Source organism: Saccharothrix sp. CCNWYY140, from assembly GCF_037401995.1.
Lineage (GTDB): Bacteria > Actinomycetota > Actinomycetes > Mycobacteriales > Pseudonocardiaceae > Actinosynnema.
Window position 1 is genome coordinate 120,717 of the sequence record NZ_JBBEGC010000002.1, and the last position, 12,708, is coordinate 133,424.

11 protein-coding genes are annotated in these 12,708 nt (G+C 70.5%); 4 read left to right on the forward strand and 7 right to left on the reverse strand.

Annotated features, from left to right (window positions below):
* Nucleotides 1–6: 6 nt before the first annotated feature.
* The 4 genes from WBN91_RS01835 to WBN91_RS01850 all read right to left on the reverse strand — a co-directional run bounded on the left by WBN91_RS01835 (nt 7) and on the right by WBN91_RS01850 (nt 4,551).
* Entirely contained in the window at nt 7–1,200 is a 1,194-nt protein-coding gene (locus WBN91_RS01835; RefSeq protein ID WP_337722812.1) for a hypothetical protein, read from the reverse strand.
* Nucleotides 1,197–2,708 carry an alkaline phosphatase D family protein gene (locus WBN91_RS01840; protein ID WP_337722813.1) on the reverse strand — a complete coding sequence of 504 codons (1,512 nt, stop codon included), beginning with the start codon at nt 2,706–2,708 and terminating at the stop codon, nt 1,197–1,199. The genes WBN91_RS01835 and WBN91_RS01840 overlap by 4 nt, the downstream gene beginning before the upstream one ends.
* Nucleotides 2,709–2,815: 107 nt before the next feature.
* A complete protein-coding gene (gene galK / locus WBN91_RS01845) occupies nt 2,816–3,895 on the reverse strand; it encodes a galactokinase (protein WP_337722814.1) in 1,080 nt (359 codons plus the stop codon).
* A gap of 65 nt (nt 3,896–3,960) precedes the next feature.
* On the reverse strand, nt 3,961–4,551 hold the full coding sequence (locus WBN91_RS01850; protein WP_337722816.1) for a hypothetical protein: 591 nt from the start codon (nt 4,549–4,551) through the stop codon (nt 3,961–3,963).
* Nucleotides 4,552–4,675: 124 nt separating this feature from the next.
* On the opposite strand from WBN91_RS01850, the gene WBN91_RS01855 reads away from it, so the two are divergent.
* The 3 genes from WBN91_RS01855 to WBN91_RS01865 all read left to right on the forward strand — a co-directional run bounded on the left by WBN91_RS01855 (nt 4,676) and on the right by WBN91_RS01865 (nt 8,361).
* Nucleotides 4,676–5,722 (forward strand): sensor histidine kinase, encoded by a 1,047-nt coding sequence (locus WBN91_RS01855; RefSeq protein WP_337722817.1) that lies wholly within the window; start codon nt 4,676–4,678, stop codon nt 5,720–5,722.
* A complete protein-coding gene (locus WBN91_RS01860) occupies nt 5,719–6,348 on the forward strand; it encodes a response regulator transcription factor (protein WP_337722818.1) in 630 nt (209 codons plus the stop codon). The genes WBN91_RS01855 and WBN91_RS01860 overlap by 4 nt, the downstream gene beginning before the upstream one ends.
* Nucleotides 6,349–6,510: 162 nt before the next feature.
* Nucleotides 6,511–8,361, forward strand: a complete 1,851-nt coding sequence (locus tag WBN91_RS01865; protein WP_337722819.1) for a DNA/RNA non-specific endonuclease — start codon at nt 6,511–6,513, stop codon at nt 8,359–8,361.
* A 150-nt stretch (nt 8,362–8,511) separates the two neighbouring features.
* Here the strand turns inward: WBN91_RS01865 and WBN91_RS01870 are convergent, their stop codons facing one another.
* On the reverse strand, nt 8,512–9,699 hold the full coding sequence (locus WBN91_RS01870) for an FAD-dependent monooxygenase (protein WP_337722820.1): 1,188 nt from the start codon (nt 9,697–9,699) through the stop codon (nt 8,512–8,514).
* A 109-nt stretch (nt 9,700–9,808) separates the two neighbouring features.
* Between WBN91_RS01870 and WBN91_RS01875 the strand changes: the two genes are divergently transcribed.
* A complete protein-coding gene (locus WBN91_RS01875) occupies nt 9,809–10,342 on the forward strand; it encodes a TetR/AcrR family transcriptional regulator (RefSeq protein WP_337729353.1) in 534 nt (177 codons plus the stop codon).
* A 137-nt stretch (nt 10,343–10,479) separates the two neighbouring features.
* On the opposite strand, the gene WBN91_RS01880 is transcribed toward WBN91_RS01875, so the two are convergent.
* Both WBN91_RS01880 and WBN91_RS01885 read right to left on the reverse strand, forming a co-directional pair.
* Nucleotides 10,480–11,367 carry a carbohydrate ABC transporter permease gene (locus WBN91_RS01880; RefSeq protein ID WP_337722823.1) on the reverse strand — a complete coding sequence of 296 codons (888 nt, stop codon included), beginning with the start codon at nt 11,365–11,367 and terminating at the stop codon, nt 10,480–10,482.
* A complete protein-coding gene (locus tag WBN91_RS01885) occupies nt 11,364–12,707 on the reverse strand; it encodes a carbohydrate ABC transporter permease (protein WP_337722824.1) in 1,344 nt (447 codons plus the stop codon). Before WBN91_RS01885 ends, WBN91_RS01880 begins: the two co-directional genes overlap by 4 nt.
* Nucleotide 12,708 lies beyond the last annotated feature (1 nt).

Consider the following 12,708-nt stretch of genomic DNA (forward strand, 5'->3'; position numbering starts at 1 on the left):
GAGGGGTCACCAGGTGCTGTTCTGCCAGCCGGTGCCCAGGTAGGCCTGGTCGAAGCCGTTGCCGTCGTTGTCGTCGGTGTAGGCGATGGTGATCAGGCCCCACGCGTCCACGCCCAGCGCGGGCTCGTCCTGGCGGCCGGTCACCGTCTGGTTGGTGGACTGGCGGGCCAGGCGGCCCGCGGTGGAACCGTCGGGGTTGAAGCCCTGCGTCCACACGTCCGACGCCACCACCGACGTGACCACCACGCCGCGCTGGTCGTCGATGCCCACCTGCGGATCGGCGCCCGCCAGCATCGTGTCCACAGTGGACGAAGCGGCGCCGGACGCCAGGAACGAGCGCACCGCCACCTCCGCCGTGCCGGTGTGGTCGGTCTCCCAGGCCACCGCGTGGTCGCCGTTGAAGTTCGCCGCCACCACCGGCCGGCGCTGCTGCCCGCCGCCGGACGCGTTGGCCACGCCCTGCGCCAGCTTCACCCCGCCGGACGGGGTGAAGATCTTGCGGCCCACGTTGAAGAACCCGTTGCCGTCACCGTCCTCCTCCCACACGACGACGGCGTTGCCCGCCGCGCCCATCGCCACGTCCGGGCGCTGGTGCGTGCCGCCGGCGGTGTGCACCTGAGCCTCGTACGTCTTGGAGGTCACCGACGCGAAACCGGAGATGCGCACGGTCGGGTTCGTGGTGGACTGCTTGTCCTCCCACACCACGGCGAACCCGGCGGTGTCGGGGTCGGCGGCCACGGCTGGGTTGAGCTGCTGGCCGTCCGAGGACGCGTTCGCGGTCGCGGAACCGGCGATCGTCCCGTCGGTCCGCACCACGCGCACGGCGATGTTGTAGAACCCGTTGCCGTCCGGGTCTTCCGCCCACACCACGACCGCGCTGCCGTCGTCGTGCAGGGCCACGTCGGGCTGGACGTGCCGCCAGTTCCCGGTGCCACCGGCGGACAACTTCTTCTCGTAGCGGGACACGCCGTCCTTGAACAGCCTGATCCACACGTCGCTGTGCACGGGGTCGGTGGGGGTCGCGGTGTCGCGGTCGTCCTCCCACACCACGGCGGTCCAGCCGTTGCGCACCGCCGACACGGCCGCGTTGTCCTGGTCGCCGGTGGACGTGCTGTTCGCGGTGGACCACATGACGGCGGCGGACGCGGTGCCGGTCACCGCCAGCATGAGAGCGGCGGTCAGAGCGAGGATCTTCTTCATGGCGCCTGCAATCCGGGGTTGCCCGCTTGGACGACGTAGCTCTGGACGGTCTTGACGGGGTAGTCGCGCGCGGTCACCCTGTCCACGCAGCGGAAGTCCACCGCCATCTGGCTGGACGTGGTGACGGTGCGGACGTACCCGCGCAGGTTCTTGTAGAACTTCACGTGCGGGTTGAGGCTGGACAGCCCGGTGTCGGCCGCGTTGCCGTCGCCGCCGGACGTCACCGACGTGGTCACCAGCTCGGTGCCGATGATCTTGTCCTGGGTGTTGTAGTTGAGCATCAGGTTGCTCGCCCACGACCGGTGCACGTCACCGGTCAGCACTACGGTGTTCCGCAGCCCGGCCGCGTCCCACCCGCGCTGCAACCGGTCCCGGTTGGCGGTGTAGCCGTCCCACGAGTCCATCGACTTGGCGCCGTCGGCGGAGGCCAGCTTCTGCGCGAAGAACACCTGCTGGCCCAGGAAGTCCCATGTGGCCAGCTTCTGCCGCATGCCGTCGAGCAGCCAGGTCTCCTGCGCCGTGCCGGTCAGCGTGCGTGCCGGGTCGTCGGCCTCCGGGCACACCTTGGTGCCGTCGCCGCAGGCCTGGTCGTCGCGGTACTGGCGGGTGTCGAGCATGTGGAACGTGGCCAGGCTGCCCCACCGGACCCGCCGGTACAGCTGCATGTTCTCCGCCACCGGCGCTTGGGCGGGCCGCAGCGGCATGTGCTCGTAGTACGCCTTGTACGCCGCCGCCCGCCGCGCCCGGAAGTCACCGGCGGGGGAGGAGTCGTTGCGGATGAGGTTGGCGTAGTTGTTCTCCACCTCGTGGTCATCCCATACGACCAGCCAGGGCGCGGCGGCGTGCGCGGCCTGGAGGTCCGGGTCGCCCTTGTACTGCGCGTGCCGCACGCGGTAGTCGGCGAGGTCGTCGATCTCGACCGTGGGGGCGTGCTTGCGGACGTTCGTGGTGGACGCCGCGCCTTCGTAGATGTAGTCGCCCAGGTGCAGGATCAGGTGCGGGTTCTCCTCGGCCATGCGCCGGTAGGCGGTGAAGTAGCCTGCCTCGAAGTGCGAGCACGAGGTGAACAGCATGGTCAGCGCGGGGGAGGTGCCCACGGCGGGCGCGGTGACCGCGCGGCCGACCTGGGAGAGGTAGCCCAGCGCCCGGAACCGGTAGAAGTACTCGCGGCCCGGCTCCAGGCCGGTGACCACGACGTGCACGCTGTGCGCCCAGGACTGGGTGGCGGTGAACGTCCCGGAGCGCACCACCTGGCTGAACCGGTTGTCGGTGGCGACCTGCCAGTCCACGGCGACGTTCGCGCTGGACATGCCACCGAGGCCGTCGGTGTTGAGCGGGCTGGGGGCCAGTCTGGTCCAGATCACGAAGCCGTCCGGCGCGGGCTCACCGGACGCGACACCCAGGGTGAACGGGTAGGCGATGGCGTTGGCGGAGGTGGGGGCGAGGACCGTGACGCCGGCACTGGCGATGCCGCCGGCGATCAGGGTTCGCCGTGTCAGTGGGGACATACACAGTGCGTACACCGGCAAGGTGAGCGAGGACCATCCTTGACTTCTAAGCCCAGGTGTCGGCCAGGTGTCCGACGGGAAACCCGGCCGGCTCGGACCTCGGTGGTCTAGCCCTCCGCTCGTGCCCCGGCCGATGCGGTCGCGGTGAAGAACTCGGGCGCGGTGAAGTCGTTGTGCGTGAACGCCTTCCGGACGGCCGTTTCACAACCGGCCACCTTCTCCGCGTCCACCAGGGCGATCACGCAGCCGCCGAACCCGCCGCCGGTCATGCGGGCACCCAGGGCGCCGGCATCCAGCAGCGCCTCCACGGCCACGTCCAACTCGGGCACGGTGACCTCGTAGTCGTCCCGCAACGACACGTGGGACGCGGTCAGCAGTGGACCGGTCGCGCGGAACTCCCCGGCCCGCAACAACTCCACCACGTCCAACACCCGCTGGTTCTCGGTGACGATGTGCCGCACCCGCCGCAGCAACTCCTCCGGCAGTCCTTCCGGCACCTCGGTCACGTCCCGCAGCGCCGGTACTCCCAGCATCTCGGCGGCCTTGTGGCAGGAGGCTCGCCGCGCCGCGTACTCGCCGTCCACCAACCGGTGCGGCGCGCGGGTGTCCACGACCAGCAACCGCAGTCCTTGGGCCGCCAAGTCGAAGGGGATGTGGGCCGTGCCGAGGGTCCGCGTGTCCAACAGCAACGCGTGCCCCTCCTGCGCGAGCAGCGAAGCGGCCTGGTCCATGATACCGCACGGCATGCCGACGAAGTCGTTCTCGGCCCGCTGCGCCAACCGCGCCAAGGCGAAACGGTCGACGTCCACATTGGACAACTCCGTGACGGCCAACGCGGTGGCGCTCTCCAACGCCGCCGACGACGACAGACCCGCGCCCAGCGGCACGTTGCCGTCCACCAGCAGGTCGAACCCGCCGATGTCGTACCCCGCCTCGCGCAGCACCCACACCACGCCGGCCACGTACGCGGCCCATCCCGTGACCACGCCCGGCGCGAGGTCCGCCACCGGCACCTCCGTCACCCCAGGGGCCTGGCGCGACCGCACGCGCAGCACGCCGTCGTCCCGGCGTGCTGCGGTGATCCGCACGGCGTGGGGCAGGGCGATCGGCAGCACGAAGCCGTCGTTGTAGTCGGTGTGCTCGCCGATGAGGTTGATCCGGCCCGGCGCGACCCACACATCAGCCAACGGGGCTCTCCTGCTCTCGCTCGGGCGTCCTCGACGCGGGGGAGCGTAATGGGCGGACCGGGTTTTTACAACGTTGTGCCAACGTTGTATCCCGTGCTGCTCGGTGCCGGATCGGCGGTGGCCGCCTTCGGGTAGACCGACACCGCCAACCAGACCAGCGCGCCGCCCACGAGCACGTGCAGGGCGCTGATCAACGGGGTGTCGGGCAGGCGGGCGGCGAGGGTGAACACCGGCAGGACGACCAGGTAGATCCACACCGGCACCCGCGGGTGGACGCCCGCCCGCAGCATGCCCGCCGCGAACCACACGCACCCCACGGCGAACACCGCGGCGCTGGCCAGCAGCGCGACCCGGGTCGGCGCGGCGGGCGTGACGCCGAGCGGGAACAGCACGACGTTCAACGCGTACGCCGCCGCGCCGAACAGGCCGAGCCCGACGACGTTGACCGCGTACCCGCTGGTGGCCAGGCGGCCGGCGGTGTGGCGTTGCGCGAGGTGCAGGGCGGTGAGCAGGGGGAGGGACAGGGCGGGGGACACGCCGATCACCAGGCTGGTGGCGAGGGTTTCCCCGGTGAACGCCTCCAGCGCGCCGGGGACGGCGATGAACAGACCGGACAGCGCGCCGCAGACGGCGCCGAACCGCAACAGGAAGCTCATGGCCGGTGACGCTAGGTGTGCGCGCGTCACGGCCGGGAGTGCCGACCGGCCCGTGGTCCGGCGGTGCCGGAAAGGTGCCGATCGGCACCTCGGCGTGGCGGCGGAACGGAAGTAGCCTGCGGTCGTGCGTCCGGTTCCCTGGTTGTCGCCCCTGCTCTACGGCGCGGTGCTGCTCGCGGGCGGGTACGCGGGCCTGGCCGGGCTGGGGGAGACCCGGTTCGGCTGGTTCGTCGGCGGGTTGGCGGCGCTGGTCGTGCTGGACCTGGCCGAGCCCCGGTACGCGAAACCGGTGCCGTTCCTGGTGGTGCGGGCGGCGTTGGTGGTGCTCGTGGCGGCGTCCGACGGGTCGGGCATGGCGCGGGTGTTGTTGTTGCTGCTGCCTTTCGGCGCGTACTTCGCCTTCGGCCGGGTGGTGGCGGTCGTGCTCGGGGTGGGGTGCGTCGGGCTGGTCGTGGTGTCGTTCAGCGTGACCGCGCCGGGCTGGACGCACGACGTGGAGCGCGTGTCGGACCTGCTGATGTTCGCCGTGGGGCTGGTGTTGACCCTCGCGATGGCCGCGGTGGCGGTGGAGGAGCAGCGCGGGCGGGTCAGGCTCGCGGAGTTGTCCGCCGCCGCCGAGCGCAACCGGCTCGCTCGGGACGTTCACGACGGGTTGGGGCACCACCTCACCGCGGTGTCGGTGTTGCTGGAGAAGGCGTCGGCGTTCCGGGACCTCGACCCTTCGGTGGCCGACAAGGCGTTGGACGACGCCCGTGAGTCGGCCCGGCGGGCGTTGGAGGACGTGCGGCGGTCCGTGCGGGCGTTGCGTGAACCGTTCCGGTTGTCGTCGGCGTTGGCGGAGCTGGCCCAGGGGTTGAAGGTCGACGTGGAGTGCGCCGGCGACGAGAACGGGTACGACCCGGCCGTGCTGCTGGCGGTGTACCGGGCGGCGCAGGAGGGCATCACCAACGCTCTGCGGCACGCCGACGCCCGCACGGTGTCCGTGAAGGTCCATTGTGGACATCTGGGGGCGGAGTTGGTCGTGGCCGACGACGGGCGGGGGTTCTCGGTGGCCGAGGAGGGTTTCGGGTTGTCCGGCATGCGCGAGCGGGTCGCGGCCGTGGGTGGCGCGGTCGACGTGCGCAGCGCGCCCGGTGAGGGCACCCGGCTGACGGTGCGGGTGCCGCGGTGACCGACGTGCGCGTGCTGGTGGTGGACGACCAACGGCTGATCCGGGACAGCATCGCGTCACTGCTGGACATCCAAGACGGCATTGCAGTCGTCGGCACGGCCGGCGACGGGCGCGAGGCGGTGGACGTGGCGGTGTCCTTGACGCCGGACGTCGTGCTGATGGACGTCCGCATGCCGGTGATGGACGGCATCGAGGCCTTGGGCGAGCTGCGGGCGCGGCTGCCGTCGTGCCGGGTGGTGATGCTGACGACGTTCGACGACGAGGACTACGTCGTGCGGGCGCTGCGCGGCGGAGCGAGCGGCTACCTGCTCAAGGACCGGCCCGCGCGCGAGCTGGCGGCGGCGGTGCGGCTCGCGCACGACGGCATCGCCCAGTTCGACCCGGCGGCGGCGAGCCGGCTGGCGAACGCCGTGCGACCCCGAGCTGTCGGTGACCATTCGCTTACAGAGCGCGAAATCGAGGTGCTGCGGCTGGTCGCGGCGGGCAGCACCAACCGGGAAATCGGCCGCCGCCTGCACCTGGCCGAAGGCACGGTGAAGAACCACATCTCCCGCGTGCTGGGCCGATTGGGCCTGCGCGACCGCACGCAGGCCGCGCTGTACGCCCGTGATCACGGACTCCTTTAGCTGACTTAGGATCTTGCGCTACCGCACGTTCGTCCAACGGTCATGTTCCCTTGGCAGCGTTGTGGTTGAGGACGTTCGGCGGTGCGCGCTGGGCTGAACGGGTGAACGCGCGGCCGAATGGCTAACAAGGGGTAGGAGCACGTCGACACCAAGGCCACCGACGTGCGCACACAGGGGGTCGCGCTCATGGCCAAGAAGAAGAACGACGCGCTGATGGCGGCGCTGCGGCAGTTCGTGCGCACCAAGGGCGCCGACTACCTGCGCGACGGCAACGTGTCCTCGATCGGCATCGGCTACAAGGTCGAGGACGGCAAGCCGACCGACGAGATCGCCATCCAGTTCACCGTCAAGCAGAAGGCGGAGGAGTCGGCGCTGGAAGCGCTGGGCACGGAGCCGCTGCCCAAGTGCATCGTCGTCGACGGCGTCGAAGTGCCCACCGACGTGCTCCAGCGCGACTACAAGGCCAACTTCCAGGTCGTCGCCGAACGCACCTCGGGCGAGCGGAAGTCCCGCATCGACCCGGTGGTGCCCGGCGTCAGCGCCTCGCACCCGTCGGTGCCCGCGGGCACGGTCGGCACGATCGTCTACGACCGCGTCGACGGCACGCCTTACGTGCTGTCGTGCTGGCACGTGCTGCACGGCCCGAACGGCGCGTTGGGGGACGCGATCGTCCAGCCGGGCCCGCACGACGACAACCGCACCGACCTCAACCGGCTCGGCCGCCTCGTCCGCTCGCACCTGGGCGCGGCTGGCGACTGCGCCATCGCCAGCATCGAGGACCGCCGGTTCGGCACGGAGGTCGTGGACCTCGGCGTCACCGTCGAGAAGATCGGCGAGCCGGAACTGGGCGACAAGGTCGTCAAGAGCGGCCGGACCACCGGCGTCACGCACGGCGTGGTGCGCCGCGTCGACGCGCTGGTCAAGATCAACTACGGCGGCACGATCGGCGAGAAGGAGATCGGCTGCTTCGAGATCGGCCCCGACCCGGCCAAACCCGCGCCCGGCGGCGAGATCAGCATGCCCGGCGACTCCGGCGCGGCCTGGTTGTTCAAGGCCGCCAACGGCAAGGTCACCCGGACGATGGCGGGCCTGCACTTCGGCGGCGAGACCAACGGCAGCACCGACGAGCACGCGCTGGCGTGCCTGCCGCAGTCGGTGTTCGAGAAACTCGGCGTCACCGTCAAGCCGCCGAAGAAGCCCGCGCGGCCCCAGAAGGGTTTCGCGCCCGACTTCCTCAGCGTCCCCACCGGCCTGCCGACCCTGGGCGCGACGGCCCAGGCGGACGCGGTCCTGCTGGGCGGCAGCGAGGTCGTGGACTACACGCACTTCTCGCTCGCGATGAGCAAGTCGCGCCGGTTCGCGTTCTGGGTGGCGTGGAACATCGACGGCAAGACGCTGAAGACATTGAACCGCAGCGGCATCCCGTTCATCCTCGACTCCCGCATCCCCCCGGAGTTCCAGGTCGGCGACGACCTCTACAAGGGCAACCGCCTCGACCGCGGCCACATCGCCCGGCGCGCGGACCTGCTGTGGGGATCGCTGGACGAGGCGGAGCAGGCCAACGTCGACTCGTTCTTCTTCACCAACATCACCCCGCAGATGGACGACTTCAACCAGAGCGCGAAACGCGGCCTGTGGGGCAGGTTGGAGGACGCGGTGCTGGCCGACGTCGACGTGGAGGACCTGCGCGTCAGCGTCTACGGCGGCCCGGTGTTCCAGGCGGATGACCGGGTGTTCCGCGGCGTGCGCCTGCCGCGCGAGTACTGGAAGGTCATCGCGTTCGTGGAGCAGGGCAAGCTCAAGGCGAGGGCGTTCATCCTGACCCAGAACCTGAACCAGCTGGAAGCCCTGGAACTGGACGAGTTCCGCGTCTTCCAGGTCCGCCTGTCCGACATCGAAACCCGCTGCGGCTTCACCTTCCCGCCGTCCTTGCAGGCTGCGGACTCGCTGGCCATGCCGGAGTCCCTGGACGACCGGCCGCCCCTGGACTCGCTGGAATCCATCCAGTGGTAGTGCGGCGGGTTCCCCCGGTTTTCGGGGCCGGGGGAACCCGCTTCCTGCGCTGCACGCGCCCCGCCCCCACGCACCCCCACGCCCGCCCCCCACGCCCGCCGCTACGCCCGCGCCTACCGCCTGCCGCTGCGCCCGTCACCCCACCGGTCGCTAGGCCTTTCCGGCGAGGTCCGGGTACCTCTTCACCTCCACCTCGTCGTGCAGCCGAAGCGAGTTGCCGTTGAGCTTCATCAGCGCCCGGCCCACGGGCGGCGGGAGGTGGGTGAACAGGCGGCTGCCGTTGCGCAGCAGCCAGACGGCTCGGTTCGTGCGGGGCAGCAGGCGGCGGGCCGCGGTCAGGGCGAACTCGCGGCTGCGGCGCACGTAGTCGCCGATCTCGCGTTCGTAAGCGGCGAACGCCTCGGTCGGGTTGTCGTGGGCGGCCAGCTCATTGGCCAACACGTACGCGCCGACCACCGCGAGGCTGGTGCTGCCGCCGACTGCCGGACCCGGGCAGTAGGCGGCGTCGCCGACCAAGGTCACGCGGTCCCGGGACCAGGTGTCCAGGCGCAGCTGGGTGATGGAGTCGAAGTAGAACGTCCCGTCCTGGTCGAGCCACGGCGCGACCTCGGGCATCTCCGCGAACGCCTCCCGCAGCAACTGCTTCTGCCGGTCGGTATCGCGGTAGTGGTAGTCGAGCTGCTCGCTGCGGAACAGGAACACCGCCCGCGCGTCGGCCAGGTGGTTCGCCGTGTAGATCGCGGCCATCTTGCCCGGCCGCACGTGGCACGTCGTGTGGTTGTCCCGGCCGAAGTCGCGCGGCAACGACTGCACCGCCAGGTACGCGCCGATGAAGTGCTCCGGCACGTCGCCGAAGACCAGGCGCCGAACGTTGGAGTGCAAGCCGTCCGCCCCCACGACCACGTCGAACCGGCGGGGTGCGCCGTGCTCGAAGGTCACCTCGCCGTCCGGGGAGATCGACGTGATCGAGTCGTCGAACACGTACTCGACGTCGTCCCGCGTGGCGTTGTGGAAGACCTCGCTCAGGTCGTCGCGCATGATCTCGACGTGCCGGTCGGACAGCGTGCCGAAGAAGCGGCGCAGGTCGAGGTCCACCGGCCGCGCGCCGGGCGAGTGCAGGGTCATGTGGGCGGTACCGGTCTCGCGCTCGAGCACGTCCGGCAAGACCCCCATCCGCTCGGCGATGTCCATCGCGGGCCGGAAGAGATCGACCGCATGCCCACCGCTCTTCCGCAACGCCGGCGCCCGCTCCACCACCGTCACGTCCACCCCGCGGCGCGCAAGCCAGTACGCCACCACCGGCCCGGCGACACTCGCACCGGAGATCAGAACCCCCATGACCCCACCCCGTCACTGACCAACCGGTAAGTAGATTACTTAACGGATGGTAAGTCAGGCGAGGTGGTGTCGCAAGCCTTACCGATCGTTAAGTCGGTAAGCTGCGGGAATGTCCCGAGGGCGGTCTGACACGAGGGAGCGCGCGCAGGCGGTGGCGCGCGAGTTGTTCCTCAAGCAGGGGATGGAGCGCACCAGCCTCCAGGAGATCGCCGACCGGATCGGCGTCACCAAACCCGCGCTGTACTACCACTTCGCGTCCCGCGAGGACCTGGTGCGCAGCATCATCGAGCCGCTGATCGCCGATGGTGACGCCTTCGTGCTCGCCGCCGAACACGACCGGCTCCACCCGCGCGAGTTGCTGCGGCGGTACTTCGCCCTGCACTACCACCACCGGGAAGTGGTGGCGCTGATGGTGCGCGAGCTGACCGCGCTGCACGACCTCGGCCTGGTGGAAAGGGTGCTCGGCTGGCGGCACCGGCTGGCCCACCTGTTGGTCGGTCCGCACCTCACGTTCGACGGTGCCGTTCGGGCGGTGGTGGCTCTGGGCGGACTCGCCGACACGGTGATGGCGTTCCCCGATGCGCCTCGCGACGAGTTGTGCGACGCGGCCGTGGACGCGGCGATGGGTGCCCTCGGGCTCTGACGCCGGCTGACCCCCTGGCGGGGGTCCGGCACCAGGGTCGCGACGACGGCCGTGCCCGCTCTCGCGCGCCGGGGTGTCGGGGCGCACGACGAGCGGGCACGGCTGGGTCTGCTTCTAATGGTGGACGGGCTCCCGGCTCACTTCGTCGACCCGGCCAGCACGCCCTGGACGAAGTAGCGCTGGAACGCCAGGAACACCGCCAGCGGCACGATCATCGACAGGAACGCGCCCGTCGACAGCAGGTCGATGTTGGTGCCGAACTGCCTCAGCTGCGCGCGCAGCGCGACCGTGATCGGCGCGGAGTCCTGGTCGGCGAACACCAGCGCCACCAACAGGTCGTTCCACACCCACAGGAACTGGAAGATCGTCAGCGACGCGATCGCGGGCTTCGCGATCGGCAGCACCACCCGCTTGAAGATCACCCACTCCCGCGCGCCGTCCATCCGCGCCGCCTCCACGAGGTCCTTCGGGATGCCCACGAAGAAGTTGCGCAGCAGGAAGATCGCGAACGGCAGGCCGAACGCCACGTGGAACAGCACCACGCCCGCGATCGTGCCGAACAGGCCCAGCGACCCGAACAGCTTGGCCACCGGGATCAGCGCCACCTGGATCGGCATCACCAGCAACCCGACGACCAGCGTGGTCAGCCAGATCCGGCCCGGGAACTCGATCCACGCCAGCCCGTAGGCGGCCAGCGCGGAGATCACGACGACCAGCACGGTCGACGGCACGGCGATGTAGACGGTGTTCAGGAACGACCGCAGCACCGTGGAGTTGCCCACCAGGTCGGCGTAGTTGCCCAGGGTCAGCTCGGTGGGCTTGGTGAAGATCGTCCACCAGCCCGACGCGGTGTTCGCCGACTCCGGCCGCAGCGACGCCACCAGCAGGCCGAACACCGGCACCAGCCAGAAGATCGCCACCAGCGCGAGCAGCACCTGCACCACACCGCTGCCCAGCCGCGACACCACCCGGGACGCGAGACCCCGCCGGGGCGCCCCGCTCACCGACACCTCGACCACGGTCACGACTGCTCCCGCCTGAATCGCCTGATGTTGAACAGCATCGCCGGCGCCACCAGCAGGAACAGCACCACGGCCAGCGCACTGCCCACGCCCTGGTCGCCGCCCGCGCCGAACGACACCTGCCACATCTGGAGCGCCAGCACGTTCGCCTCCTCCTGCACGGAGCCGGGCGCGATGACGAACACCAACTCGAAGATCTTCAACACGTTGATCACCAGCGTCACGAACACCACCAGCAGCACCGGCGACAGCAGCGGCACGGTCACCCGCTTGAACACCTGCCACTCCGTCGCGCCGTCCACCCGCGCCGCCTCCAGCGCGTCCCGGGGGATCGCGGACAAGCCGGCGGCGATGAACGTGATCGCGAAACCGGTCATGATCCAGATCCACGACGAGATGATCACCGGTGTGATCAGCGACGGCCCCAGCCACGTCAGGCCCCGGAACGGCAGCGCGAAGTTCGTCGCCGGCAGCCGCAGCGTGTAGTCGCCCGAGGTCAGGTCCGGGAAGGTGAACCGGCCGTCGTTGCCGGTCGCGGTCCGCCCGACGACCTGCCCGTCCCGCACGGCCTCCACCACCAGGCCCGGCATGCCGCGTTCGCCCTGGTCGAGCTGCCCGGCCTTGCCGCCCACGGACACATCCAGCCACACCACACCGCGCAGTTCGCGCGCGTCGGACGAGGGCTGCGACGCCGGCGACGCCTCCTTCGGGATCTGCCCCGGCTGGAACCCGACCAGCGGCACGGACACGGCTGTGCCCGGTGTGAAGGTCTTCGTGCTGGTGAACCCCTCCTCCGCCGGGTTGAACGGCTGCCCGTCACGGGGCCGTGCGCCGGGGTAGGGCGACGGGTCGGCGAACAGGTCGTGCACCCCGACCGTCACGGCGTTCACCACGCCCTGCTTCGGGTCCTCCTCGTAGACCAGCCGGAAGATGATGCCCGAGGCGAACAACGAGATCGCCATCGGCATGAACAGCACCAGCCGGAACGCGGTGGCCCACTTGATGCGCTCGGTCAGCACGGCGAAGATCAACCCGAGGCCGGTGACCACGGCCGGCGCGACCACCACCCAGATCACGTTGTTCTTGAACGCGGTGAGCGTGCGCGGGTCGGTGAACAGGTTCACGTAGTTCGACACGCCCACGAAGCCCGAGCCGGAGCGGTCGAAGAAGCTGCGCACCAGCGAGTACACCAGCGGGTAGAGCACCAGCGCGGACAGCACCACCAGCGCGGGCAGCAGGAACGGCACCGCCTGGCGCGGCGAACGCCCGGGAGTGGGGTCGACGGCGAGCTTGCGGCGCCCCCCGCCGGCCCGGGAGCCGGCGGGGGACCGCGGTGCGGTCACG